The organism is Bradyrhizobium sp. USDA3010 (assembly GCF_056429065.1).
The window spans coordinates 50,627-75,684 of record NZ_JBWJZD010000023.1 but is presented as its reverse complement, the minus strand read 5'-3'; the positions used below and the strand labels follow the sequence as shown (position 1 = coordinate 75,684).

Sequence of the window (25,058 nt, the reverse complement as noted above, 5' to 3'; positions counted from 1 at the left end):
CCGGCGGCACTGGAGGCGTCGGCCGTTGCGATGCGCTCCTCGGGGTTGAACTGCCGCCGCACGTCCCATTGGAACGCCAAGAAGCAATGAGGGCTTCCCGGTCAGGTTCAATGCGCGATGCTGGACACCCACGTTACGTAAGGCTTGGATATTCGCACCAGTCGGCTGCTCAGGGCACTTCGACATTCCTTTCGGCGTCAGAGTCTGACCTGTCGCCGGTTTAGTGGTGCCAAAAGATCGCGAGCAGCAGAATGATCGGCAGCGGTACGCCCAGCAACCACAACAATGCGCCTCGTCCAAAGCCCATGACTCTCTCCTTCAGTATCTGTCCCTCACTTCCAACGCGTCTGTCCGACGCACAGTTCCTCGCCGGGAACGGTTTTCAAGACGGGTGATTGAAAGACCAGGATGACCTGCTCCGCTTCCCAGTCGCATTCTTACGACGATTGCTGCAGGGTAACGGCCGTTTGCGAAGGAGACCAAAGCGATCGATGACGATACGAATGTATCCTTTGTCCACCGATATCGAACTCGCGCGTGCGATCGCGCGTCACAGCCGTCCGCTGCCGGAGCGGATTTCGGGCGCGCTGACCTGGGGAGCGGAGATGCGGCCGGTCCGGCGCACCTTGCGCGGCCATCTGCGCGGGATCCCGCTCTCCGGCCGCGCGCTGGATGCGTTCCCCTCGGGGCACGCCGTGCATGTCGGTACCCCCGCATCCGCCGGCGCGGTCCTGCCGCCCGCCAACCACAATCTTGCGTGGGCCATCATTGCCGTTCTTGTATCAACACGCGTGCTCCGGCTGGTTCGCCGGGCAAATGATGTGCTTGCGGGTCTGGCGATCGGAGCCGCTCTGGATCGGGTCATAAGACGGCTGACGCGATTTGGTCGTCAGGAAAGATCGGGCTAGTCATGGGGCAACTACTTGCACCCCCCGGTCCGCGTGCCGTCCATCTCTGTATCGACATGCAAGGGTTGTTCGCGCCATGTGCCCCATGGGCAACGCCCTGGTTGGAGCGTGCGCTACCCGAGGCAGTCAGGCTGATCGCGCACGCGCCGCAACGTACTGTCTTCACGCGCTTCATTCCGGTCCGCAACAAGTCCGAGGCGCGCGGCGTCTGGAAAGCCTATTATGAGAAATGGGAATGCGTTACGCGCGACAAGGTCGATCCGGCGTTGCTTGAGCTGATGCCGGCCCTGACACGCTTTGTGCCGCCTGCCACAGTATTCGACCGCCAGACTTACTGCGCGTTCACCAATGGGCGGCTGCAGGCCTTTCTGGATGAGCATCAGGTGGACGCGCTGATCGTGTCCGGCGGTGAGACCGATGTCTGTGTGCTCGCAACGGTCCTGGCTGCGGTCGATATCGGCTACCGTGTCATCCTCGCTGAGGACGCGCTCTGCAGCTCGTCCGATGAAAGTCATGATGCGCTCATCAATCTCTACACCAAGCGATTCAGCTTGCAGATCGAGGTGGCTCCAGTTGCCAGCATCCTTGCGAGCTGGAGCGGCGACGATTGACAGCCGGTCAAGTTCTTTCCGGCGTAGCGTCCGTCGGGAAACTCATGCCGCTGCCCGACTGTTAGGAAGAAATGCCGAACGAATATACCGCTTGATTGCGGAAGCGTCGCGGTGTCGACGTTTGGCTGCCTCCATCAATGATTGAGAAGCCGCTTCGAAAATGGAGGCGCTGGCTGCCGGCTATGAGCAGCGGGCGGCGGTTCCGAAGAGGTAAAGCCGGCAAAGGGTGCAGACGAACCCTAAACCGTGAGGCCATGTGCATTAAGACCGGGCGGACTAGCGGGCCAGACGCTTGATGGTCTTGGCCGCACGGTTCGGGCCATGCCACCCGAGAAATTTCAGTTCCTTATTTCCCAGCGCATTCGTCGCTCGAAAGAACTGTTCGAGATCGTCCCGCGCACGGGAGGGCAGATTTCGGATATCCTTGATATCCGTTTCGAGCGGTGACCGGTCAGGCACGGCAAACCCACGGTCGTTTCGCTCCTTCTTGCCCTTGCGCCTTTGTTCGACTTCGAGAATTCCGACCGGGCGACAGCGCAGCACGACGCCTGGATAGGTCTGCGCGTCATGCAGGATCAGCACATCCAGCGGATCGCCGTCCTCGGCCTTGGTTGAGGGGATGAAGCCCCAGTCGTAAGGATAGGTCAGACCCGCCATTAGCGGCTTCGCCAGGGCAAAAACACCAAGCTTTGGATCGAAATCGAGCTTGCACGAGCTTCCGCGCGGTGTCTCGACAACGGCGAAGATGTTGTCGTCGTCGGCCCAGCTTGGCAGTTTTGTCAGATTGCTCATGGCGTGACCGTCGATCTCGGCGTCGACAAATGGGTACGGGCCTCGCGAGTTCATGCGCCAGACCCGGTGGGCGGCGATCAGGCGGCGGTGGAGGCCTTCTTGTTGACGCCCTTCCGCAGCGCAACCGTGTTGAGCTTGGTGTTGGCCGCCTTCTCCTCGTTCAGGTTCGTGGTCAGGAAACGCACGATATCGTCGTGGCCGAGCTCTTCCGCCCAAGCGATCAGCGTGCCGTAGCGGCATATCTCGTAATGTTCGACAGCCTGCGCATTGGCGACGATCGCCGCATCGAGTACCGTCTTGTCTTCGATCTCGCCGGCCGTCTCATCCGCTTCGTTGATGATGCCGTCGATGGCAGGACATTGCGTGCCGCTCGCCGACTTGCCCAGCTTCTGAAAGGCCTTCTCGAGACGCTCGACCTGCTTGTTCGTTTCTTCGAGATGGCCCTTGAGGCCCGCGACCAAATCCCGGTTGGTGGCCTTGTCGATCATTTTCGGTAGCGCCTTGAGGATCTGCTGCTCGGCATAATAGATGTCCTGCAAACCGTGCAGCAGAAGATCATCCATCGTCTTGATGTCTTTTGTGAATAGTCCCATGACCTCACTCCTTGATTCAAACCGATGGAACGGCGCGGATTGGACTTTGTTCCTCGCAGCCCTTGCCGCAGCGGCCGCAACTGTCGGGTCGCCGTTCTGACCATCCCTGCGAAGGCGCGCGGAGGCCGTCTCCCGTCGCAGGAGGAACTGCGGCACCGAGCGGGCGTTTTGCCTTATTGCGCGGAGATCATGATGGTCAGTACCTCGCTATGGATGGACACGGAGATACTCCCAGAGGCGGCTGAGCTCAAAGGCGATGCGCATTGCGATGTAGCCGTCGTCGGCTCCGGAATCGCCGGGCTTTCGACCGCCTATGAACTCTCCAAGCGCGGCCAGTCGGTCATCGTCATCGATCGCAAGGGTATCGGCCGCGGCATGACAGCGCGGACTTCGGCGCACCTTGCGCCGCTCTGCGACGATCTGATGGCCGAATTCAAGAAACTGCGCGGCGCTGAAATCGCCAAGCTATTCTACGAAAGTCAGGCCGCCGCGGTCGATCGGATCGAGGAGATTCAGGCAAGCGAGAAGATTGCCTGCGATTTTATGCGACTGGATGGGTACCTGTTTCAGGGCAATGGCATGCCGGCCGACATCATCGACCAGGAACTGGAAGCGGTGCAGGAAGTCGGCGCGCCGGTCCATCGGCTGGTCGGCGTGCCGCTCAAAGGCTGTGAGAAACGCCACGTGCTTCACTATCCGCGCCAGGCAAAAATCCATCCCCTCAAATATCTTGCCGGAATTGCCGCAGTCTGCGAAACGAACGGTGTTCGCTTCTTCGCCAACAGTCCGGTCGAAGAAGTTGCCGAACGGGACGGCTGCGTTAAGCTGCGAACCTCACACGCGCAGATCACCGCGGGTCACGCCGTGATCGCGACCAACGCCTCGATTGCCGACCGTTTCCAGCTGCATTCCAAGGTTGCTCCCTATCGCACTTACGTTGTCGCTTTTGCGATCGCGCGGGGTGAACTTCCGGACGGGCTCTATTGGGACACCGAGGATCCCTACCACTATGTGCGGCTGCAAGCGGGTCCGGACGATCATGATTTCGTTCTTGTCGGCGGCGAAGACCACAAAAGCGGCGAGGCAAATGACGCCGACCAGCGCTTTGCCCGGCTGGAGAGCTGGGCGCGTGAATTGATCCCGGCCCTTGGCAGCGTCACGCACCGCTGGTCGGGACAGGTACTCGATACCATCGATTATGCGGGCTTCATCGGCCGCGAGCCCGGCAGCGAGCGCATATACCTCGCAATGGGCGACTCCGGTCAGGGGCTCACCCATGGTGTGATGGGCGCGGTGCTGAACTCATCCCTCATTCTCGGCGAGGATCACCCCTGGAGGTCTGTCTACGCGCCGGATCGCAAACCTCTCGCAGCGGCACGGAATTTTCTGCGCGAGAACATGACGATCCTGCAAAACCTCGCCGAGTATGTGGCGCCGGGTGAAATCGCCTCGCTTGAGGAGCTTAGGCCGGGTGAGGGCGCCATCCTGCGTCGTGGTCTTGAGAAGATCGCTGCCTACAGGGACAAATCGGGCGAGCTGCATTTGCATTCGGCAAGCTGCACCCATATCGGCTGCCATCTGCACTGGAACAGCTTCGAGACCTGCTGGGACTGTCCATGCCACGGCTCGATCTTCGCGCCCAATGGCCAGCCGATCAATGCGCCGGCCGTTTCGGCCTTGCGACCCGTTCAACGATAAGCCTGCGTGACGAGATCACTTCACCTATTTTCGGGAGCTTTTCCATCTTCAAAGACGATATCGAACAGGACGACCTGCGCAGCGCCCGCACACCATGGGCGGTTCTCCCGCCACCGTCCATCGAGCCGATTGCCGACAGCTTTCGCTGCGAAGTCCTGGTCATAGGCGCCGGTATCACCGGTGCCCTGGTGGCTCAGCGCCTGACCCGGCAGGGTCGGCAGGTCGTCATCATCGATCGCGAGATTCCAAGCCTCGGCAGCACGGTCGCCAGCACTGCAATGCTGCTTTGGGAAATCGACCGTCCGCTTTTCCAACTCACACAGCTTTACGATTTCGAGAAGGCAGTCCGCTGCTATCGCGCCAGTCACCGGGCCGCTCGGGGATTGCGGGCGTTGATTGCGCACTATGGAATCGCGTGTCACATGCGGCCGCGTCTCTCGCTCTATCTTGCGGCCGATGAGAGCCCGAAGCTCATTCAGGACGAATATGGCCTCAGAAGCCGCACTGATCTGCCGTCCCTCCTACTGAACCATGCCGAGCTTCTGCAACGCTTCGCGCTTGTCCGGCCCGGCGCCATCCTGTCAAGTGACGCAGCCGACGCAGATCCCGTTCTGCTCACGCGCGGCCTGCTCGACCTGTCACTCAAGCGCGGCGCCCGCCTTCTGAGGGCCAACGCGGTCGCATATGACGACACCGCCTCTACCGTGACCGTCGGCCTTGAAGACGGGTTTTCGATCGAAGCGCACCATGTGGTGCTGGCGACAGGTTATGTCATGCCGGATATCGTGCGATCCACGGTCCAACAACCGGCCTCCAGTTGGGCGATCGCAACTGCCCCGCAGAGGGATAATCTTTGGCCGGAGCAGGCGCTCATCTGGGAAGCAATCCAGAACTACCATTATGCCCGCACCACATTCGATGGCCGCATCATCTTTGGCGGTGAGGATGATCATGGGCTGATTCAATCTGGCGCCCGCGATGCTGCGACCCCGGCAAAGGCGAGGGTACTGAAGGAACGCCTGAGAGCTCTCTGGCCGCGCGCCTCCAGCCGCGTAGCATTCGCCTGGTCAGGAGCCTTCGACGCCACCCTCGACGGGCTGCCCCTCGTCGGCGCAGTGCCCGGCTGCAAGAATATCATTGCGGCCTTCGGCTATGGCGGTAACGGAATTACCTTCAGCTTCCTAGCCGCGGAGCTGATCGGCTCGCTTCTCTCGGGAGGATCGTCGCCCCTGCTCGATGACTTTGCAATCGACCGTGATATTTCCGACTAGCGGCGGGCGACAAGGCAGCCAAGCATGAAAGCGAGAGCAATGAGGCAACCGGAGCCTTGCGGAGAAAGCCGAGCGCTTGGCCCGGGGCTGACTCTCTTCGAAAATCTACCGCACGCTTCCGACACTTCTTTTCACTTTCGCCGTGGCGTCTTCGGTGGTGCTGGAGATTTCGCGAATGATCCGCCGCGCGCATCGGAAAGGGCAAGAAAGGGGGCGGCGAGCACAGCCACGGGCAGTCGGGGCAGCAGGCGCAACGCGCAAAGCAAGCCCGGCCAGCAGGGCGGAAGTTCGTCGGGCAATCCGGGCAACTTCGCCATGACCGCGAAAAGCCAGCGAAGCCGGGCGTAGGGGCGGACAATCTTGAAAACTTCCAATTGTGAACGAGGCAAGGCCGTGACGTCGCCACAATGTCCCGGCCACGACATCTATGAAAAGCGCCCGCGACCATTGCCGTCCACATCAGCCTTTCTCAAGCCCCGCTAACAGTTTTCAAAGGCCGCTTGGTTGCCGCTTGCCGAAGCTGATCCAGGCGGCACTGCGACGGCTTCTTATCGGGACGCCATCGGATTATCTTCGTGCCGTGCCGAAAACGGTCGCCCGATACGTGATCGTAGGACACTTCGACGACGTACGTCGGTCGAACGGCTCTCCATTCGCCGGATCGCTTTGTCGTCCACCGGCTTGGGCCGCCGGGCGTGTTGCCGGTAAAGCTCTGCGGCGTTACAATTTTCTCCAGTCGGTCGGTGAGAGCCGGTCGATCCGACGATCGGATGCCGGAGGTGAAGCCGACATGGTGCAGAAGGCCGTCCTTGCTGTAAAGTCCGAGCAATAAGGAGCCGACCACTTTACGATTGGCCAGCTTCTTCTCGGCGTAACGAAACCCTCCGATAACGCAATCGGCCGACCGAAGGAGCTTGATCTTCTGCATACCATCCCTGGCGCCGGCTCGATAGGGAAGATCAAGGCGTTTGGCGACGACGCCATCATGATCTTCATTCACGGTGTTGAGCCAGGCCTCGGCATCCGCATAGTTGCGGCTTGCCGGTGACAGACGAAAGATGCCGCCTACCTCGAAAGTGTGTCGCGAAAGTTTTTCAAGAGCGGCACGACGCTTCGTAAGCGAAAGCACCGCAAGGTCTCTCGTGCCCGATTGCAGCAGGTCAAAAACCATGAAGGTCGCGGGCGTCTCCTCGGCAAGGCGCTTAACCCGGCTCACGGCCGGGTGGATGCGCTGGAGCAACGCGTCGAACGAATACCCGGCCTCAAGCTCGATGATCAATTCGCCATCCAGCGTGAGCGTTTTCTGCGGTAAGGTCGCCGCGGCCGCAGCAATCTCCGGAAAGTAGCGAACAAGGTCGCGGCCACCTTTGGATTGCATGCGAATTCGGCTGCCCTCGCGGATCAAAAGACAACGGAATCCGTCCCACTTCGGCTCATATTGCCACTCTGCCCCGCGCGGCAATCGAGCAACGGATTCGGCTTCCATCAGATTCATACTTGATTTGACCTCCGAAGCGAGCTGAACGCCGGTGCAACTCATGCGGACCAGCAAAGTCCCCAAGGCAGTAATTGAATCTGCCCAGAAGCGTTCCTTATACACGGTGTCGAACCCGTTCGTCGTCGATCTGATGGACTGCGGTAGAGCGTCGGCGGCGCCGCGGCCGAGGCCAAGTGCAAGGCCAGAAGAAGCCGACCTAGAAGCCGAAGAAAGGCCGCGGCGCCGGCGTCCATGGACAGAACGGTTTATCTCGGTGAGACGACTTGGCCGATGCCTTCTTCGCCTTCGTGGGTTTCGTCACTGGCTTAGCCTTGTCGCCGCCCGACGATATGCTTGGCGAGCTCCGGCATATCCTTTGTGATCTTCACATCCTGGATGTCGTCGAAGTATTCCGCGGCGTTGCGAACTTCATAGGGATAGCGAAGCAGCATGCCCATCAGGCTCCTGTCGCGCGCCTCGAGGGCGATGACGTGCTCGCGATTGGTCAAGACTACACGGGCGAGGGCGACCTTATCGAGCGAGCGGATGGTTTCGTGAATGACCGCATAAGCGTCGTGTTCTATCTTGCCATCGGGAACGATGTAGTAGGGTCGCACGAGATAAAGATCGTCGATCTCGCTTCTCGGCACGAACTCGTCGATCTCGATGGTGCGCGCCGACTCCAGCGCGATGTTCTCGAGCTCGTCCTTGGTCACTTCAGGATATTGATCGGTGTCGACCTTGTAGCCCTTGATGATGTCGTCGGACGCGACTTCTTCGCCGGTGTCGGCATCGAGTACGGGTCCGCTGACCTCGACACCCGGCGGAGTCCGGCGACATTTTTGGGCTCCAGCTCCTCCCTGGAGCCATCCTTTTGGAAACCAGGGCGACCAGTCAGAATTCATCGAGGCACCTCTTAACAGGCCGCCTGGCGCTGGGCTGTTTCGATCGACCGTGGCCTGCCTTGGCTAGCTCTTCTTTTTCGAGCAGATCTCAAAGAAAAAGCGAACGACCATCACCGGTCCATCCTCATCCCGGACCGCGATCTCCATATGCTCGATCCCGTTCTGATTGGCGCTGACGACTGCATCCCGAGCCATGCCTCCTAAGGATAGCGCGGCTTCGCTCTGCGCCGCTACCAAATCCCGTAGGTCAAGGCCTTCCTCATCAACGGCAGTTCCGTTCCTGTCTTTCAGGTCGAAGTAGTATCGAGGCATCGGGCGCTCATTTCAGATCTCCGATATCCCAACCAAACCAAACCAAACCGCAGCGTTCCTACGGGTATTCCGGCCAGTACCGGCCCAACGGCAGCTGTCTGTGCCAGTGTCCTAAGTGGATTTTGGGAATGTCCTAATTCCGATTAAGCGAACGCCATCCGTTCCCCCAAAGGCCACTATTTGCGACAGGTTCCGCATGGGATGATGTCTATCCCGAGGGGGATTTTCCCATGCAGGACATGCGAGCGCACTTGGAGAAGCTTCGGATTGAAGCTGAGGAGTGCGAGCTAATCAGTAAGCTCGCGACCAACGCGACCAAGAAAGAGCTGTTCGCGAAGCTGGCCACGCATACCGGACCCTGGCAGGTGAAGTCGAGCGGGCCATAAGCGACGTTCGCTCCAGCCCGTAGGTTCCGATTCAAGGAACTTTTGGGAGTGCTGCGCTTATTTGATTCCATTTCGCTGGGAATTTTTCAGCGGAGCGAGTGACCATGTAGAAGCGACGCCGGGCTAAGCAGACTCATTCCTTTGAAGAGCGCCTTTGCACAAGAAGTCCAAGAGCTTGCGCCGCCGGGCGAAGGGGCTTTCGCCAGGTCAGGAGCGGGAATCGCTGCTTAGGAGGGCACAGCAGCACGAAGAGGCGGCCCATATTAGCGAATGGCTAACGCCGCAGGGATTGCGAGCATCGAGCTAGAAGTGAGCCGCCTCAAGGTCTGAGCCGCCCACCGAAAGAGCGTGTGCGTGACGTCATCATGGATCGGCCTCAGTGCTTATCCTGGAGCTGGGGCCGTTCTACGGAGGCGCCTCTTTTCCATCGCCACCGTGCCCGATGCGCTTCCAGTCGGCGTAACCATAGAGTCCCGACCAATGATGCACGATGGCCCCGCAACGTTCGCAGCTAAAAAGTCCGGAACTGATTACGTGAGCGGGGCTCCGCTTTTGAACCGCAGAATAAACAGCGCCGCAGCCGCGGCACGAAAAATGAACTATCACCATTGCCTTTCCTCGGAAGTGCAAATTCTTACCAGTCCCTCCGTAGCGCGCCTAGGTATCTGGTGGCGGATCTGCGAATTGCTGACCCTGGGCGACGAACTGGACGCGAAGCAGGCTGCCTGCCGGCTTGCTCTTGCGCGCGTGGAGCAAACCAAGGCGCTCGCTGCCGAACTATGGCCCGAACTGCCGGCGTCGATCGTGATCGCATCTGCGGCCGACCGGCGCGCCTTCCAAGACTGCTTTGAGCAGGCCGGCGGCTTTAGGCAGCCCACGTTTAACGTGCTCGGGTCCGATCGCCTCCGGTCGCTCCTCCACACGGCCGTAAAGAGCCCAACGATTGGGGTGGGAAGAGGGCTCTGCAACGGCTGGAAGCGGACCTGATCAGCCGCATCGTCGCAGTGAAGGGGTACGAGGCCGACTGCGCGAATGCAATCGAGGCGTCGGGCTTCGCCGCCACAAAGAACGCTGCGCGCGAGCGGGCGCCCGAAATCCACTTGCTGTTGTCCAAAATTCGGAAGCATCGTCCGCGAACGGTCGCCGGCGTGCTGATCTTCGCGCGCGCTATGACCATTTTCGAAGAGGCACAGTGAGGCGGTCATTGCTACGGAGAGCAGGGTCGGGGGAGTGCTTCTCGGCTACGACCTTGCCGAGGCGATGCTTCGCGTCGCGGCGGCAACGGCGTAGTATCGACAGGCGGCGGCTTCGGCCGCCGAACCTTTTGTAGGTGAGAGATAACTGTGGATGCTGATCATCGCGCGGCGCTTCTGCTTTGGCCGGCGTTTTGCTAGCGTCGACGACGGCCCAGAAGTGCTCCGATGAGAAAGGCCGCGGCAAGCATCTCAAGCGGAGCTTCACGGGTTGCTGCGCTGAGACGATCGATCCATATCGGGCTCGCTCGCTCGCTGGGAAGCCGCTGAGAAAACTCACTCAGCGTTTCTCGAACGCCTACATCTGTCTCTTTGATTGACATTGTCGAGCCTCCAAACGCTAGGAACGCTGAGCGGATCGCTTAGGTTCCAGAGACCGGTGGGTTCGCAAGGGTGAGTGTGTATCCGCCATCATGGGCGGCGAGCCGCCGCTCAATTCATATGAACGAGTGCAGCGATTAATTTAAGGAGAGCTTGCTGCTCGGGTCCACCGTTTCCGTGAGAAAGAAAGTCCGAAATCTCTATCCTCTTAAAGGCACCGCCCGAGGGTAGATGGGCCTCGTGCAGCACAAATACGCGTCCGTCATCCTCGCTGCAGAGCGTCCAGCGATCCCCGTTAGAGCTATGGTAGAGTTCGCGTTGACCGGACATGGGCAAATACAGTTAAGCGCGCCCGGAAACGAGCGCGCCCTGTGGAGCTGATGCTGTCAGAATGGGACGCCGTAGTATTCGTTCACCGACCGGCCAGCTGCCGGATCACTCCAGTTCCAGCCTGTCTCCTCACGATACTTCGGCGCGCCCTGAAGCTGGCTCTCGGTGATGCCAGTGACATAGCCTCCAAGATTGGTGTCATACTTCAGTGATTGCCATGGGAGTGGATAGTGGTCGTCGCCGATGCCGAGAAACCCGCCGAAGCTGAGAACCGCATACGACACTTTCCCGCTCATCTTGTCGATCATCAGCCGTTCGATGCTGCCGATCTTCTGGCTGTCCGCTCCGTATACCGCAGTGCCTTCGACCTTATCGCTTCCGATCAGGTTGCCGGCCTCGTTCGCTTCCAATGCCATGATAAATCCTCCACAAACAACTGTTTCGCAAAGCAATCATCGCGATCGCTAAGCGTTCCTATCCGGAGGCGCTTCAGTCTGTCACGCGGCCAGCGCTCAGCAGCCAACCGTGAACAACTTGCCATTTGTCGTCGTCAGAGCCGAAATCGAGCAAGGCCGAATTCGATGATCGAAGCTCTAGGAAAAATCTGAAGGCGTCACGCCCCGTTGGGCTTGTTAGACCTGGCTGCGTCCCAATCCAACGGTCCCACTCCGTGAGGATCGCTATTCTTGTATCCGTCGTGGTCATGGCTGGTGCTTCCTGCACAGCTCCGACCGAAGCCAAGCCGCCCGACCGAGCGGCGCTAAGGTGTTCTCGCCGGCAACGGGACGTTTTTCGGAGCTTCGCCGACGAGCGATAAACCGACGTTCCGGCGGCTTTCAAGTTCCTACGCTTCCTCCGCTGACTTCACGGGTGCTTGGAACCGTCGATCTCTCGGCAAGTTTCGTACCCACTGAGCCGATCGTGCTCATCTGAGGGGCATCGACCGGTGGTACTGCAGCGCAACGAGGACGATCGCCGCCGCCCTGGCTTTGGCTATCACGTAAAAGTCCACTCGTTTCGAGCGGTCCCCGTGATACTCGAGGGTGTGTTAATCTTCGCCGCGTTCTACGAAAAGGCGGAATTGCCAACCGGCGCCCAGCGCGCCCTTCAACGTGGGATCGAGGCCGTTGGTGATGCTATCCCTCCTCCATGGGATCGAGTTTGTCTTTCGGGAAATCGGCGGTTTCATCTGGCTCCGCGTCGCGCTGCTTATTCTGCCCTGCGCTTAGCCCTCGCTATTCGCATTCATCGCGCGGGTCATCTTCCGGAGCGACCAGAGGCCGTAAGGGGACGCCATTCGGGCCGGAAACTCGGCACGGCATCTGCATGCCGTCAGGGACATGTTTTCCAAAGTAGGATTGATCCAATGGAACTTGCTACGCTGCCTGCCACTGCCTTCAAGTCGCCGGCGATCAGCCTTTCAGGCGTCGTCGATTACAATATGTACACCGCTTTTCGAACGCAGTTCGACAACGCGGCCGATAAAGACCTAGTCGTCATCGAATTGTCGACCTTAGGTGGCGATCCGGAGGTCGCCCGAATGATGGGGGAGGACGTGCGGTTCGCGAGCGAGACGGAGCCGCAACGGCGCTTCGTATTCCTTGGTAAGGCTGTAATTTATTCGGCCGGCGTTACGTTCATGAGCTTCTTCGCGCGGCCGAACCGATACCTCGCGCGCGGCACGCGACTGATGATCCATGAACGCAAGCTTTCGAAGAGCTTAGTGATTGATGGTCCTTTAACGGCATGCATCGCGGTCGTAAGGGCTACGCTCAACGAAATCGAATGCTCGATCGTTATGCAGAACGAGGGCTTTGCAAATCTCATCCTGGGATCGAACGTGACGATCGACGAGGTCATGCAGAAGGCGCCGTCAAACTGGTATTTGGAGGCCCAGGAGGCGAAGACGTTGGGTCTGATCGAGACGGTTCTGTAACGCTCCGAAGCGACGCGACAACGCTTACTCAGCCTCAGACGAAGGGCTTGGTGGGGGTAGCCCGTAACGCTCGGCGCGAGCGGCGGCCAACTTCCGATACTCCTTCGCTTGCTGAGCGAACTGCGCCTTGAGCGCGGGATCGCTCCTCGGCGGCAAGGCGTTCAAATTGCAAGGCGTGCTCAATATACTCGGTTAACAGCTTCATTGTTGCCAAGCGCCAACAGCTTGCCTCGTCACGCGCTCTACAGGATGACACGGGACTGGAAGAGTAGTGCGGCAGTGTTCCCTTGGCAATTGGCGCTCGGGAGTTTCCGCGTCCAAAGGGCTCGAGCGGTTCGAGTCCCGCTGGCAGTGCCAATCCGGAGCGGGTGCGAGGAGGCGACGCGGCGGAGAGCCGGTTAGTGCCGGCATCTTCTTCAGGGGCGGCGGTAAGATTACGCCGACCAGTTGCCTCCCTTCAGGTAGCTGGATGAACTAGGATAGCCGCCAGCATTCCAAACCGTGCTCGCTTCGAGTCCGCCTGGCGCGATCTGGCTGCAGTCCTCATCGAGGACAATCTGCAGGAATGGCGCGATCAGCGCGACCGGATCGAGCGGAAATATGCAATGTGGGCGGGGCGAAAAGCTGCCTTCTCAAATTCCGTGCTCGCGGATGCGATGCCCCTGCGGTGTCGACTTCGACTGCCACGTCCTCGCCGACACGGATACATTGACTACCCAGCCAGCGAAGTGTCAGCCGAGGCGAGCTACACCTTCGAGGCCGAGGTCGATGGTGGTTGGTACCGGTAGACAGGGCATCGGCCAATTCCAGTTGAAGAAGCAGTTCATCGAGAAGACCGATGATTGATACCTGGCGCGCTCGGCAGGACTGGAACCCACATGCGTCGGAGTAGAAATCCCGCTGGCCCTCTAGTTGGCCCACGAGCGCGTGAAGCTCAATCCAGAGCCATTCGCTCATAACGGAGAGGTTGTCGGTGAAAGTCCGGCAGTGCCCACCATCAACGCGAGGAGGTGACCATGTTCCAGAACTGCCCCGCGCTGGTGCTCAACGCGGACTTCCAGCCGCTCAGCTATTTCCCGCTGTCCCTGTTCAACAGGGAAGATGCGGTCAAAGCGGTGGTTAAGGGGTCTCCCTGGACCCGCTAGCGCAGTACTGATTGCTACTGTTTCCCGGTACCGTGCGTGGCAGCTCCTCCGGACCGGAAAGGCGCGCCCAGCCTCGTGTTCCTCAGGCCCATCCGGGGGCGTTTCGATTCAACGCGGGTCATGGACAAACAAGCGATACCTATCGGTGAACACGATCATCACCATCGCGCTTCTGGTGATCTTCGCTCTCGTGATTTGGTACGGCGCCATGATCTGAGACTGGGCGGCTCTTTATTCACGGGGCCGAGACGCTCTCTTGACCGACGTCTTGGGCCTAGGCAGCGGCGCTACCCTAGTGCTCGTGGGTTGCGGCTCCCTCCAGTGACGCTGTAATCGCGTTCACGAAGGACTATCTCACCAAGATCACGTTCGGTCAGATGCGTGAAACCGGCGCGGCGCGTATCGTTGTTTTCTGCAAGGACTATCAGTACTCCCACAATGTCCAGGTGGACACGTCACGATGGCCCAGACGAAATGCGAGCCGCCGATCTGCTGCACAGTCTGTTGCAAGAGCTCGATCATGCGTTCGGTAGACGCGCCGCCAAGAATGGGGACCTGCGGGTTAATGGAAGTAGGTCAATCCTCCCGCCACGATCGCTAGGACGAAGGCCAAAGCGGCAGCTCCGATTATCCAAGGCATGTCATGGCGTTCTCTAGGACTCATCGGCAATTGCCTTCCGTTAGGGATGGAGAAGCGAAAGCAGGCGTTGGCGGTTTTGATCCCGGTCGAGCTGATTTTTACGCATCACATCGAGCTCGGCTCGAACCTTGGTGGTGTCTTCGTTCAACCTCTTCAATTCAACTAAACGGGCCTCAATCTCTGCGAGCCGCCTTTCGCCTTCGACCATATCGAGCTCGATCTGTCTCAGCTCGTCCATGATCGCGTCTTTGTACATCGGGTTACTAGTCGCGCGCTGCTGGGTTTCCTAATGCGCCTTTCCGGTTGGCTCGCGGCTCTTGGCCTCTCGAGCCAAGCGCTCGGCCTTTAACCTTTCACGATTCTCGTGGAATGCCTTTTGCGCTTTTGCGTATTCGCTCAGAGCTTCTTTCACTTTCGCCTGCCTGAATACCTTACGGGCTTCTCTTTCGGCGCCTGCCGGTGCGGTCCTCCGCTCTCGAAAGTCGACCATTGCTGAACCTCCTCCACGGGCTCAATAATAGTCAACGCATAGAGCTGGCTTTTGATCCTATTGGCTGGACCAGCAGCGGAAGAAGAAAGTTGAGCGGGGCTTGCGGCGCCATGGCATGCGCCCATGATCGCGCCGATCGAGAGAGAGAAGCCGCTAGTGATCGCGGTGGCTGACGGCGGGCTCAGCAAGAGATCGGCTCAAGGCGTGGAATTAAGCGCCATCGCATGTCGCAGGCTTGTTGGCGGTAGTGCGCCCCCAAGCTGCCGCCTCACCGCTAATAGCAAGTATATTCATGCTGGCTAGCTGTTGCGACGCAATAGCCATAACTGGCTCGGTACGGGTAGCCGTAGCCATAGGAGTCACCATAGCCATAGCTATAGCCGAAGTCGTAGGGGTAGCCGTAAGGGTAACCGTAGGTACCGGCCAAGCCGAGACCTATCCCAAGTCCAAGAGCGGCCGCTCCAAACCCGCTTCCCCGCCAGCCGCCGCCGCCACCAAAGCCGCCGTGGAAACCGCCGCCATGAAAGCCGCCGCCGAAGCCTCCGCGCGCAGAAGCAGCAGTCGGTGCCAACGCGCCCACGGCCATCACTGCGATTAATGTGATCAGGGTTTTCCTAAGCATCGGACTCTCCCAGCTTTTAGAAAATCGCCCGATTTGGAAACACCTCACGTCCGGTTTAGTTGCGGACTATCTTGGCTCGCTGGCGGCTTCGTCCTGGACTTTGGCCCGGCGCCGGCTTCACCTAGGTCGCAGACGCGGGCAAATTGCAGCTCGCGCTGCATGAGAAGCAGGATGAGCGCCGTGGATCCGCTGACCTCGACGCTACCAGCGGCTCCGGTGACTAGGCTAGGTAGGCCCCAGCATAGTCCCCTCGCTGGGCCGTTTCTTTTTCGGGAACGAGGGGCGACCAGCGCGCTTATATGGTGTCGCACTGATGAGGAGTGGGATGCCCATCGGCCTCAGCGCTCTCCCCGGGGCGCTGGGGCCGGTCTTTGTGCCGCCTGGTCGACCGATCTTCCTTCAGGCGAACAGGTCCGCGCCAGCCTGCAGCATCCGCTCGAACGTCCCGCTCTCATGGTGCTCAAGCCAGACCTGGCCGATCGCGTACTGCCTGGCAGGCCAATATGTCGGCATCCGTCGAGCATCGGCAGCACGCTCGGCCAGATGCCTGACCGTCGACCCGAACATGATGTGCTCTCGAGACTTGGATCCCATTCCCAATCATCGCGCCGATCCGCAAGGGTGGGAAAGCCCCTAGAACTATCGGGCGGCCTGCACCCGCCTACAACGACTTGGTCAATGGGGCGCCGGCTGTGGGCAGTCGGTCAGTTTAATTGTGGCAGGGTTCTGCACTGGAATGTTGACGGTCAACGGCGCATATTCCAGGCATGGAATCTTTTCACAGAGCCTGTAAGTGCGGAGCGGTTTATCGGCGCATTGAGGCTGGGGTGGCCGACCGCGAAAGCGGCAGCTTCAATTGCCCGATCTGTGGTGCCGTCATGGAAACTTGGAACTCGGAATGCGTGCCAAGCTACCGTTTGGTGGCTGGTCCCGTGAGGCCAATAGAATAACCCCCAAAAGCCCCCAACCAGCTCGCTAAACGAATCATTGGTATCGCTACTGGCGAGGAGCCGCACTGGTCGAAATAGGCCCCTCGCCATTTCGAAACAGGCCACTGATTAAGGAACGAACGCAGACCGGGAAAATTATGTAATCGTGGATGCATTTTCCGGCCCCCAAGTTGGCGCATTCATCTAGTGCCCCAAAAGTCCCGGCGCTCCTCCCCAGAGCGCTGGGACTTATCTTTTGGAACAGATGGAATCGAAAGGCGCCGCTTCACGCGCGGCGCGTTGCCGGTCTCAGTCTCGAAAATTGGCTGGGCATGAAAATTCCGGACGGACGGCAGTAGGCTTTTGTGTTTGGACCGCCGGAAGGTGGCGGAGGAGGCGGGTCATGACGACTAGCGCGAAGGAATAGGCTCTTTCGGTGTTCCCGGTGGAACTTACTGGCGTTCGCAATCAGATCGTGGAGGTGACGTACCAATTATCCGGTCCCAACCGCAGCAGCCGCGTTGATCAGTCTTACGACTGCGATGATACCTTCCACCAGTCTTATGCGGGCTTCACTATCCCAAAAGAATGGCCCCAGCTAGGGACGCTGAGGCCCAGGTACGATCATCCATGACGGTGGATCGGTCACCCAATCAGCAACCAGCCGACGCTGACGACAAGTGCAAGGAACGACGCCGCGGCAACGCCGAGGAAGCCGTACTCCACTCTGTCCGTGTGATCCGATCCAGACATGATGCCATTATGTATTCCGCTCGGACCTTTGCATTAAAATATGAAGGTCAGCTAGCATGTCCTAATTCGTTGCAGCGAATGTCCAGCCTCGACCGGCCGTGCTGGACGCCGGAATGCGTGGCGATCTGCTGGCGCTCAAGGTGGCACTTGCCCCCTGTGTGATTGGGTACGCGGAGATCGCAACGCGGCTCGCCTCGCGACCCGACGCGGTCGCTGCGACTAATCCCTATCGCGTTTGGATCGACGAGTATGCCAGCTTGCCATACCAGGAGGTCGCGGCGAAAGCGCAGGCGCAACTGGAGCATCTCGCAGTTCTGTACGCCACGCCGGCCCGCGAGGCAGAGCTGATTGCGATCTTCAAGGAAGCCATCCGACTCGAGGCAGACTTCTGGGAGATGGGCTGGCGCGCCGGCCAGCGTTAGCATTCGGCAATCGTCTGGCTCATAACGTGAAGGTCATTGGTTGAAATCCTACCCCCGCAACCACCGATACCGACACTCCCGTAGCGAAAGCTGCGGCAGTTTCGCATTTCCGATTCTTTTCAACGGCTTGCGCTGCGATCCATCCGAGGATCGTGCCCAATTTGCCGTGTAAGGTGGCGTCGATCTCGCCGCGGTTCGGCCGGGGCGCAGCGTAATCTTCTCAACCAGTGCCCGGATCGCTTCCGCCGCCTCATTCCGATCCTCGGGGGCGTTGTGCGCTTCCGTCAGCCGCTCGACCATCTTCCGATAGATGCCGGACACGTTCGGACGGATGTCCGGAATATCCGCTGGTTCTTCGGCTAGAAGCGCCTTGAGCATGTCCTCGCGCGCCTCCAATTCGCGCATGCTTTCGGTCACGCCGCGGGTGTGTCCGCCTTCTTCAATCGCACTCAGCATTTGCTTCAAGGTGCGGGTGGATCTTAGCCAACTCTGAGCGGTGGCCTTCGCCGCTGGCGCGGCGTTCGCGGTTGAGCCGGTTCGTTTCCTCGGCGTAAGCGCGCATCGCCTCGGCGGCCATCTCCGGCGCTATCATATCGGGCGAAAGCCCAGGCAGTCTTTGCCGCCCGCAACCACAACCAGGTTGGCGATCCAGATAAGCTCGGCCAGGCGCTTGTCAGGATCGCTGGAGAGGCCGAGCCCCCACTACGCTTCATCGCCGGTGCCGACGCGTTAAAGGTCGTAACTGACAAATTGCGGTTTGTAGCCGACGAAGTGGCGCTGGCGCGACTTGTCTCTCTCGACGGATGTCGCGCCCTAAGGGCACGACAAGCCAACGGAACCACCTTAGCGGTCAAAGAGGGCGGGCGATGACGATATTTGTAACCGGAGCGAAGGCCTCGCACATCTGAGCCTTCTGCGATGAGCCGAGCCGCTACAGAGCCACCAATATATCCTATCGAGCAGGTTACAACGAAAAGTGGGCGATAGCATTTTGACAAATTGTGAAGTGAAATCGAGACCTCACCTGAGGTGGCGCGCGCCGACATATTGAGGGTCTGCGGTGTCACGGGATCATTCAATGACGTGATCTTGTGTCGTGAAGGATAGGCGAATCCCCGGACGGTGTTTAGTCTCACTGCGTCTCACGCAGCACGAAGAGCACGCACGTAACACCGTCGTTCAGCCGACAAGTTGCGCTTGCGTCAACTTCAACGGCGCAGCTGGCCGGCCCGCTCAGGCACCATTCAGCGATGCCAACGCCCTGCTGACCTCGGTCTTAACCAGATGCTTGCGATAACCCGCCGAGGCGTAATGGTCCGACAGGCACTCAGCCTGTTCGCTGGTAAGCGATGCGGCCATTTCGATGTTTTCAGTCGATAGCGACTTGCCGATCAGGTGCGTGCTCGCGGAATCGGCCGCAAAGGCCCGGCCGGTCGCGCCGGTGATGGCGATCATGGCTTCTGAAACGATGTCGTCGCGCAAGCACAGCGTGGCGGCGACACCGACCACGGCATAGCCGCTCGCCGGATGGCGTATCTTGCGATACCGGAATTTCGCGCCGGGGTTCGGACGCGGCATATGGATCGCAACAAGCACTTCTCCTGGCTCGAGTGCCGTGGTCATGATGTCGACGAAGAAGTCCCTTGCCGCGATACGCCTGCGTCCGGTCAGGCCGGCGAGCTCCAGTTCGCCCTTCAGCGCGATGACGACCGCCGGCCAGTCGGCCGCAGGGTCGGCGTTTGCCAGTGAACCGCCAATGGTGCCGCGATTGCGCACTTGCGGGTCGGCGATCATGTCGGCGGCTTGATGGACGATCGGCAGCACCTCTCGCAGAGGTTTTGAAGCTAGCAGTTCGGCATGCGTGGTCAGGGCGCCGATCCTAATGCGGTCGGCAACTTCGATTCCCTTTAACTCATCGATGCCGCTGATATCGATCAACAGTGCGGGCGATGCCAACCGCAATTTCATCGTCGGGATCAGCGTATGGCCGCCGGCCACGAGCTTGTTTCCGTCGGGGTCGTCTTGCAGCAGGCCGATGGCGTGGGTGAGAGACGTTGCGCGAACATAGTCGAATGAGGCCGGGATCATCGGTCTGCTCCGGCGCGTGCCTTCTGGATCGTCGACCAGACGCGCGGCGGCGTCATCGGCATGTCCAGATGTTTAATCCCGAACGGTGAAAGCGCATCGAGCACGGCGTGAACCATGCATGGGGGTGCGGCGATCGATCCGCTCTCGCCGATGCCCTTGACGCCGATCGGGTTGGTCGGCGATGGCGTCTCCTGAAACAGCGATCGTATGCTGGGAACATGCTCCGCGCGAGGGACTGCATAGTCCAACAGCGATCCCGTCATCAATTGCCCGGTATCAGGATCGTAGCTGACTTCTTCATAGAGCGCCTGCGCGATGCCTTGCACGACGCCGCCATGAATCTGTCCGGCGGCAAGCAACGGATTGATGATGGTGCCGGCATCATCAACGGCGACATAATCGAGAATGTCGACGATTCCGGTCTCTGGATCGACGTCGACATAGGCCATGTGGACGCCCGAAGGCGCGCCCATGCCCTTCGGATCGTAAAACACGGTCTCGTCGAGACCCGGCTCCATTCCATCCGGAAGCTTGTGGCCGACATACGCCATCCTCGCCACTGTGCCGAACTTCAAAGGCGCGATGTCGGTGCCGGGGACACTGAACTTGCCGGCCTGATAGGAAACATCCGCTTCATCGACTTCGAGCATGCCCGCGGCAATCTTCTTCGCCTTGGCGACGACGCGGATAGAGGAGACGTGAACGCCGGATCCGCCCACCGCCATCGACCGCGAGTTGAAAGTGCCATGACCGGCCTGGACTTGCCGCGTGTCGCCCTGCACCACGTCGATGTCTTCAATCGGAATCTGCAGGACGTCGGCGGCAATCTGCGCCAGTGACGTGACATGGCCGTGGCCCTGACTCATGGATCCCGAGAAGATCGTCACCCGGCCGCTTGAATCCACGCTGACCCGGGCGCTTTCCCAGCCGCCACGGTTGAAGCCCATCAGCGAGAGCCGGCGTGACGGCGCCATACCGCACATGTGGGTGTAGGCCGCAACGCCAATGCCGCGATAACGGCCCTTGGCGCGCAGTTGATCGCGTTCAGTGCTGCGGGCCTCGTAGTTGAAGGCTTCCATCGCCTTGGCGAGGCAGCCTTCATAATTGCCGCTGTCGTAGATCGTGGCGGGTCCGTTATAGGGCCGATACGGAAAGTCGGCAGGCTGAATGAAATTAAGCCGGCGCACCTCCGCCTGATCGAGATTGAGATGGCGTGCGACCGCATCGATCGCGCGTTCGGCGATGTAGGCCCCCTCGGGCCGGCCATATCCGCGATAGGCATCGACCGGTACGGTGTTTGTCACAACCACCCTGGAGCGCGCCGCGTAGTGCTCGATCTTGTAGGCGCCGGTCCCGAAATTGATTGTGTTCACGGTGGGGCCGCCTGATGCCATGTTCGACAGATAGGCGCCGACATTGCCCAGTGTCTCGACCTTCAGACCGAGGATCTTGCCGTCGTTGCGGAAGGCGATCTCCAGCGCCTCGGTATGCGCCCGGCCATGGTTGGTGGATTGATGGCTTTCGGAGCGCGATTCCCACCATTTGACGGGCATGCCGAGGAGCCGCGCCAGGTACGGGCAGAGCAGTTCCTCCGGATAGAGGTGCATTTTTGCGCCGAAACCGCCACCGATGTCGGGTGACACGATCCGCAATTGATGTTCGGAAATGCCAACGGTGTCGGCGATCCAGCGGCGATGCATGTGCGGCACCTGGCTCTGGAGGTAGACCGTCAGGCTGCCGTCAACATTTGGCTCGGCCAGAATGGAGCGCGTCTCCATGCAGGTCGGGATCAGGCGGTTGTTGGCGACGCGAAGCGTGATGACCTGGTCGGCCTCCCGCGCAGCCTTGCCATAGTCGCCACCGCCGATCTTGTAGATCGTGGTGACGTTGTTGGGCACGTTGTCGTGGAGTTGCGGCGCGCCGTCGCGGATCGCCGCTTCCTCGTCGACGACGCAGGGAAGCGTTTCGTAGTCGACATCGATCAGCCCGATGGCATCGTGCGCCATCGCCTGGGTTTCGGCGACGACGAGTGCGACGCATTCGCCGACGAAACGAACCCGGTCGATGGCGACGACGGGCCGGTCCGGCACCTTCGTGCCCGGTATGATCCAGTTGGGAACGATCGAGCCGATCTTGCCGGCGAGGTCGGCGCCCGACAAAGCGAGGCGGACGCCCGGCGCCGCTTTTGCCGCCACTAGATCGACCTGCTTGATGATTGCATGCGCATGCGGCGATCGCAGCACGGCAATATGCAGCATGCCCGGCGCCTTGATGTCGTCGCTGTAACGTCCCTTGCCGGTAACAAACTTGAAGTCTTCGCGCCGTCGCAAGGGCTGGCCGACATATCTGATCGCGGTTGTGTCAGTCATGGCGAGGCGCCTCCGAGGCAAGGGACTGAACCGCGCGAACGATGTTGTTGTAGCCGGTACAGCGGCAGATGTTGCCGGCGAGGCCATGACGGATTTCGCTTTCCGTCGGATTCGGATTTTGCCTAAGCATCTGGCGGACGCTCATGATCATCCCCGGCGTGCAAAAACCGCATTGCAGGGCGTGGTGCTCATGGAAAGCTGCCTGCACCGGATGCAACGCCCCGCCGCCGGGCGCGAGCCCTTCGATTGTCGTGATCGACGAGCCGTTGGCCATCACAGCCAGAACCGTGCAGGATTTGACGGCCTGTCCGTCGATAACGACCGTGCATGCACCGCATTGCGACGTGTCGCAACCGACATGGGTTCCCGTGAGGCCGAGATCGTCGCGGAGCAAGTAAACCAGAAGCTTGCGGGCTTCAACCGAAGCGGTCCGGCGTATGCCATTCACGTCGACTGTCACAACGTGAAGCTTTTCGCCGAGGTCAGTCATTGTTTTCTCCGACGGTCCAATCATGAGAATCTGACGTCGGCGATATCGATCGCCACGAACACCGGATCGGGAATCGCGGTGCCGTCTGCATTCCGGCGGACCGCTCGCCGCTTCGTCGCCACCTTGATTCCGGAAAAATCACGATGGTCGTCGAGGTAATGCGCCGTGGGTACGCCACCGGCGACGGCCGCGCTGTAGTCCATCCGGCAGATCAACCCTTCACCATTAACGTGGAAAACCTGCTCGGCGCAATGCGTCGCGATATGATCCGGAAAGGTGACCTTGAGCCGCCTGCGTGTTTCGCCGCTCTCATCCCAGGGCTCGATTTCTTCAGCGCGAAATCCGGGCAGCGCGAAGATGAAGGGCGTATTGAGGTAATTCCACATCGCGTAGCCGCTGAAATAAGCAAGATGCAATTCGTCCCACCGGGTCTCGACGGTATGGCCGTCAAACGCGGCGCGGGGATTTTTGCGATCCTTGACTGATTTGCCGTCGAGCGTTTCGATGACGGTATGGTCGGGGGTGCATGAACTGCGCATGCCTTCGCCGAGGAAGGGGTGGTAGCTGATCCATTGTTTGCCGGCGGCGGCCGTGACACGGACGTTCTTCAGCGCCGCCGGCCACCCCTTTCGTGTCCAAAGGCCGCCGCTGATGGACATGTCGCCTTCGATGGCTTTCACATTATTCCAGCGTTCGATGCCGCCGTGGGCATCGATGACAAGGTCGCGAAGCTCGCGCATGATCATGGTCCCATTCCGTCGAAATTGGTGGCCCCCATAGACGGGGGGCCTGCGGAAGCGAAGATAGCCGTCGACAAGTATTCACTCTAATGATAAGAGTGACTAAGAGGCAAGCGCTTTATGAAGTCAAAGAGCTTTGATGGGATGGCGTGCTCGATCGCCGGCGTCATGGACGCGATCGGGGATCGCTGGGCCGTCTTGATCCTGCGCGACCTGTCGCTCGGGCTCAGGCGGTACGAGGACCTGCGCCGCTCGACCGGCGTAACCAACGCGACCTTGTCCGATCGGCTAAAGCACCTTGAGGGACACGAATTGGTCGAGCGGCGCCAATACCAGACGAATCCCGAGCGATACGAGTACCGTTTGACCGCGAAGGGCCGGGACACCATCCTTGTGCTGCAGGCGCTCTTGCAGGTGGGAGACAAATGGGCGGTTTCCGGAGACGCGGGGCCGCCACTCAAATTCATCGATCGAAAAACCGGGCACCCGGTGAAGCTCGCGAGGGTCGACAGCGAGACCGGGCAAGGCGTCAGGCTTCAGGACGTGCAGCCGCAAGCAGGCCCTGGCGCCGATGAACTGGTGCGGTGGCGCCTTACCCATTTCCGGAAATAAGAGCCGGCGCGCCTGCCTCTGGTCTGCAAACCGCGCGGCACAGTCGTGGTGAAATGATTGGTATCATTTAATTCGCCATCATGACTTGCAAATTGCAAGTCATGATGTAAGCTCGCTGCAACGAAAGAGCAACGCGCATCGCAGCGTTCAACCAGGGAGGTGTGTGGTGTCCGAGGATGCACTGATTGCGCGCGAGCAGCGCGGCAATATTGCCGTATTGACCATGGTCTATCGGCCCTACAATTTGCTTGGACCGAAGCTCATCAATGCCGTCGTCGAGCAGGTCGAGGAGGCGCAAAAAGCCGGTAGCCGGGCGATCGTCCTTCGGAGCGGGCTTCGACATTTTTCCGCCGGCGCCGATCTCGATATTTTCGACAAGCGCGTGGAGCAGGGCAGTGGCGAATCAAGCAGCGAGAATCGCCGCCTGAACGGCGTCGAGTTTCTCCGCTTCATGGAATTGCTGCCGATCCCGTTGATCGCGAGCATCCATGGCGTCTGTCTCGGCGGTGGCCTCGAGCTGGCGCTGTCTTGCGACTACATCATCGCGGCGTCGTCGGCGAAGATCGGTTCGGTGGAGGCTACGCTTGGACTGCATCCATTGCTGGGCGGCATCCAGCGCCAGGTGCAGCGGATCGGTGCACTGCGCGCCAAGGAGATGTCGATGCTGGCGCGTCGCTATGATGCGCCGACCCTGGAAAAGTGGGGTCTGATCAATCTTACCGTTCCGGAAGAATCGCTGGAGAAGGCGACCATGGCGGTGGCCGAGGAATTCGCGCAAGGGCCGACGCTGGCCCACGCGGCGACCAAGGAGCTGGCCTACATCGCTGTCAATGACGGGGTGGCCGCGGCCGACGAAGCTATGGCAAGAGTGCAGGCGCCGATCTGGGCGTCGGAAGATCTGAAAGCCGGCCTTGCCTCGTTCCGTAAGAACGGTCCCGGCCTCGCCAAATTCGCGGGGCGCTGAT

At 60.0% G+C, this 25,058-nt stretch carries 26 protein-coding genes, 2 tRNA genes and 2 pseudogenes; 13 read left to right on the top strand and 17 right to left on the bottom strand.

Annotated elements, in window-relative coordinates; all coding sequences use genetic code 11:
• Positions 1–395 precede the first annotated feature (395 nt).
• Both AC066Y_RS28980 and AC066Y_RS28975 read left to right on the top strand, forming a co-directional pair.
• The gene (locus AC066Y_RS28980) at positions 396–908 is read left to right on the top strand and encodes a hypothetical protein (RefSeq protein ID WP_478276839.1); all 513 of its coding nucleotides are present in this window, start codon (positions 396–398) and stop codon (positions 906–908) included.
• 2 nt (positions 909–910) lie between these two features.
• On the top strand, positions 911–1,519 hold the full coding sequence (locus AC066Y_RS28975) for a cysteine hydrolase family protein (RefSeq protein ID WP_478276838.1): 609 nt from the start codon (positions 911–913) through the stop codon (positions 1,517–1,519).
• A 276-nt stretch (positions 1,520–1,795) separates the two neighbouring features.
• Here the strand turns inward: AC066Y_RS28975 and AC066Y_RS28970 are convergent, their stop codons facing one another.
• Together AC066Y_RS28970 and AC066Y_RS28965 are read right to left on the bottom strand one after the other, a co-directional pair.
• The gene (locus AC066Y_RS28970) at positions 1,796–2,311 is read right to left on the bottom strand and encodes an inorganic diphosphatase (RefSeq protein ID WP_478276837.1); all 516 of its coding nucleotides are present in this window, start codon (positions 2,309–2,311) and stop codon (positions 1,796–1,798) included.
• A 77-nt stretch (positions 2,312–2,388) separates the two neighbouring features.
• Entirely contained in the window at positions 2,389–2,904 is a 516-nt protein-coding gene (locus AC066Y_RS28965; RefSeq protein ID WP_478276902.1) for a YciE/YciF ferroxidase family protein, read from the bottom strand.
• Positions 2,905–3,096: 192 nt separating this feature from the next.
• Here AC066Y_RS28965 and AC066Y_RS28960 point away from each other — a divergent pair, with 192 nt between their 5' ends.
• Positions 3,097–4,602 carry an FAD-dependent oxidoreductase gene (locus AC066Y_RS28960; protein ID WP_478276836.1) on the top strand — a complete coding sequence of 502 codons (1,506 nt, stop codon included), beginning with the start codon at positions 3,097–3,099 and terminating at the stop codon, positions 4,600–4,602.
• On the top strand, positions 4,521–5,873 hold the full coding sequence (locus tag AC066Y_RS28955) for an NAD(P)/FAD-dependent oxidoreductase (protein ID WP_478276835.1): 1,353 nt from the start codon (positions 4,521–4,523) through the stop codon (positions 5,871–5,873). The genes AC066Y_RS28960 and AC066Y_RS28955 overlap by 82 nt, the downstream gene beginning before the upstream one ends.
• A 469-nt stretch (positions 5,874–6,342) precedes the next feature.
• Here AC066Y_RS28955 and AC066Y_RS28950 read toward each other — a convergent pair whose 3' ends face one another.
• The 3 genes and pseudogenes from AC066Y_RS28950 to AC066Y_RS28940 form a co-directional block, all read right to left on the bottom strand.
• Positions 6,343–7,368 carry an ATP-dependent DNA ligase gene (locus AC066Y_RS28950; RefSeq protein ID WP_478276901.1) on the bottom strand — a complete coding sequence of 342 codons (1,026 nt, stop codon included), beginning with the start codon at positions 7,366–7,368 and terminating at the stop codon, positions 6,343–6,345.
• A gap of 311 nt (positions 7,369–7,679) precedes the next feature.
• Positions 7,680–8,147: pseudogene (gene ku, locus AC066Y_RS28945) on the bottom strand (non-homologous end joining protein Ku); the annotation flags it as partial.
• A 171-nt stretch (positions 8,148–8,318) separates the two neighbouring features.
• Positions 8,319–8,567 (bottom strand): DUF6894 family protein, encoded by a 249-nt coding sequence (locus AC066Y_RS28940; protein ID WP_456657168.1) that lies wholly within the window; start codon positions 8,565–8,567, stop codon positions 8,319–8,321.
• 866 nt (positions 8,568–9,433) lie between these two features.
• Here AC066Y_RS28940 and AC066Y_RS28935 point away from each other — a divergent pair.
• Both AC066Y_RS28935 and AC066Y_RS28930 read left to right on the top strand, forming a co-directional pair.
• Positions 9,434–9,940: a hypothetical protein gene (locus AC066Y_RS28935; RefSeq protein ID WP_478276834.1), complete on the top strand. Its 507-nt coding sequence runs from the start codon at positions 9,434–9,436 to the stop codon at positions 9,938–9,940.
• A 17-nt stretch (positions 9,941–9,957) separates the two neighbouring features.
• Positions 9,958–10,149, top strand: coding sequence for a hypothetical protein (locus tag AC066Y_RS28930; protein ID WP_478276833.1), 192 nt, complete (start codon positions 9,958–9,960; stop codon positions 10,147–10,149).
• Positions 10,150–10,913: 764 nt separating this feature from the next.
• On the opposite strand, the gene AC066Y_RS28925 is transcribed toward AC066Y_RS28930, so the two are convergent.
• Positions 10,914–11,273 (bottom strand): PRC-barrel domain-containing protein, encoded by a 360-nt coding sequence (locus AC066Y_RS28925; protein WP_478276832.1) that lies wholly within the window; start codon positions 11,271–11,273, stop codon positions 10,914–10,916.
• Between the two features lie 950 nt (positions 11,274–12,223).
• Here AC066Y_RS28925 and AC066Y_RS28920 point away from each other — a divergent pair.
• The gene (locus AC066Y_RS28920; RefSeq protein ID WP_478276831.1) at positions 12,224–12,793 is read left to right on the top strand and encodes a peptidase S14; all 570 of its coding nucleotides are present in this window, start codon (positions 12,224–12,226) and stop codon (positions 12,791–12,793) included.
• 850 nt (positions 12,794–13,643) lie between these two features.
• On the opposite strand, the gene AC066Y_RS28915 is transcribed toward AC066Y_RS28920, so the two are convergent.
• Positions 13,644–13,720: transfer RNA gene (locus tag AC066Y_RS28915), tRNA-Arg, on the bottom strand.
• 4 nt (positions 13,721–13,724) lie between these two features.
• Here AC066Y_RS28915 and AC066Y_RS28910 point away from each other — a divergent pair.
• Positions 13,725–13,790, top strand: a tRNA-Met gene (locus AC066Y_RS28910).
• Positions 13,791–13,809: 19 nt separating this feature from the next.
• The gene (locus AC066Y_RS28905; RefSeq protein ID WP_478276904.1) at positions 13,810–13,938 is read left to right on the top strand and encodes a hypothetical protein; all 129 of its coding nucleotides are present in this window, start codon (positions 13,810–13,812) and stop codon (positions 13,936–13,938) included.
• A gap of 680 nt (positions 13,939–14,618) precedes the next feature.
• On the opposite strand, the gene AC066Y_RS28900 is transcribed toward AC066Y_RS28905, so the two are convergent.
• The 4 genes from AC066Y_RS28900 to AC066Y_RS28885 form a co-directional block, all read right to left on the bottom strand.
• Positions 14,619–14,816: a hypothetical protein gene (locus AC066Y_RS28900; RefSeq protein WP_478276830.1), complete on the bottom strand. Its 198-nt coding sequence runs from the start codon at positions 14,814–14,816 to the stop codon at positions 14,619–14,621.
• Between the two features lie 48 nt (positions 14,817–14,864).
• Positions 14,865–15,068 (bottom strand): hypothetical protein, encoded by a 204-nt coding sequence (locus tag AC066Y_RS28895; protein WP_478276829.1) that lies wholly within the window; start codon positions 15,066–15,068, stop codon positions 14,865–14,867.
• Between the two features lie 274 nt (positions 15,069–15,342).
• Positions 15,343–15,690, bottom strand: coding sequence for a hypothetical protein (locus AC066Y_RS28890; RefSeq protein WP_478276828.1), 348 nt, complete (start codon positions 15,688–15,690; stop codon positions 15,343–15,345).
• 399 nt (positions 15,691–16,089) lie between these two features.
• Positions 16,090–16,257, bottom strand: a complete 168-nt coding sequence (locus AC066Y_RS28885; protein WP_478276827.1) for a hypothetical protein — start codon at positions 16,255–16,257, stop codon at positions 16,090–16,092.
• 1,213 nt (positions 16,258–17,470) lie between these two features.
• On the opposite strand from AC066Y_RS28885, the pseudogene AC066Y_RS28880 reads away from it, so the two are divergent.
• Positions 17,471–17,794, top strand: a pseudogene (locus tag AC066Y_RS28880) (thiaminase II/PqqC family protein); the annotation flags it as partial.
• 48 nt (positions 17,795–17,842) lie between these two features.
• On the opposite strand, the gene AC066Y_RS28875 reads toward AC066Y_RS28880, so the two are convergent.
• Positions 17,843–18,250, bottom strand: a complete 408-nt coding sequence (locus AC066Y_RS28875; protein WP_478276826.1) for a hypothetical protein — start codon at positions 18,248–18,250, stop codon at positions 17,843–17,845.
• Positions 18,234–18,371 (bottom strand): hypothetical protein, encoded by a 138-nt coding sequence (locus tag AC066Y_RS28870; RefSeq protein WP_478276825.1) that lies wholly within the window; start codon positions 18,369–18,371, stop codon positions 18,234–18,236. Before AC066Y_RS28870 ends, AC066Y_RS28875 begins: the two co-directional genes overlap by 17 nt.
• Before the next feature lie 434 nt (positions 18,372–18,805).
• Between AC066Y_RS28870 and AC066Y_RS28865 the strand changes: the two genes are divergently transcribed.
• Positions 18,806–18,901 (top strand): hypothetical protein, encoded by a 96-nt coding sequence (locus AC066Y_RS28865; RefSeq protein ID WP_478276900.1) that lies wholly within the window; start codon positions 18,806–18,808, stop codon positions 18,899–18,901.
• Positions 18,902–19,027: 126 nt separating this feature from the next.
• Here the strand turns inward: AC066Y_RS28865 and AC066Y_RS28860 are convergent, their stop codons facing one another.
• Genes AC066Y_RS28860 through AC066Y_RS28845 form a run of 4 tightly spaced genes read right to left on the bottom strand, consistent with a single transcriptional unit; the run spans position 19,028 to position 23,487 of the window.
• Entirely contained in the window at positions 19,028–19,882 is an 855-nt protein-coding gene (locus AC066Y_RS28860) for an FAD binding domain-containing protein (RefSeq protein ID WP_478276824.1), read from the bottom strand.
• Positions 19,879–22,251 (bottom strand): xanthine dehydrogenase family protein molybdopterin-binding subunit, encoded by a 2,373-nt coding sequence (locus tag AC066Y_RS28855; protein WP_478276823.1) that lies wholly within the window; start codon positions 22,249–22,251, stop codon positions 19,879–19,881. The genes AC066Y_RS28860 and AC066Y_RS28855 overlap by 4 nt, the downstream gene beginning before the upstream one ends.
• On the bottom strand, positions 22,244–22,741 hold the full coding sequence (locus tag AC066Y_RS28850) for a (2Fe-2S)-binding protein (RefSeq protein ID WP_478276822.1): 498 nt from the start codon (positions 22,739–22,741) through the stop codon (positions 22,244–22,246). Before AC066Y_RS28850 ends, AC066Y_RS28855 begins: the two co-directional genes overlap by 8 nt.
• A 20-nt stretch (positions 22,742–22,761) precedes the next feature.
• The gene (locus tag AC066Y_RS28845; protein WP_478276821.1) at positions 22,762–23,487 is read right to left on the bottom strand and encodes a hypothetical protein; all 726 of its coding nucleotides are present in this window, start codon (positions 23,485–23,487) and stop codon (positions 22,762–22,764) included.
• A gap of 114 nt (positions 23,488–23,601) precedes the next feature.
• Between AC066Y_RS28845 and AC066Y_RS28840 the strand changes: the two genes are divergently transcribed.
• Together AC066Y_RS28840 and AC066Y_RS28835 are read left to right on the top strand one after the other, a co-directional pair.
• Positions 23,602–24,093 (top strand): winged helix-turn-helix transcriptional regulator, encoded by a 492-nt coding sequence (locus tag AC066Y_RS28840; protein ID WP_478276820.1) that lies wholly within the window; start codon positions 23,602–23,604, stop codon positions 24,091–24,093.
• A gap of 166 nt (positions 24,094–24,259) precedes the next feature.
• Positions 24,260–25,057, top strand: a complete 798-nt coding sequence (locus tag AC066Y_RS28835) for an enoyl-CoA hydratase/isomerase family protein (RefSeq protein WP_478276819.1) — start codon at positions 24,260–24,262, stop codon at positions 25,055–25,057.
• Position 25,058: the final 1 nt, after the last annotated feature.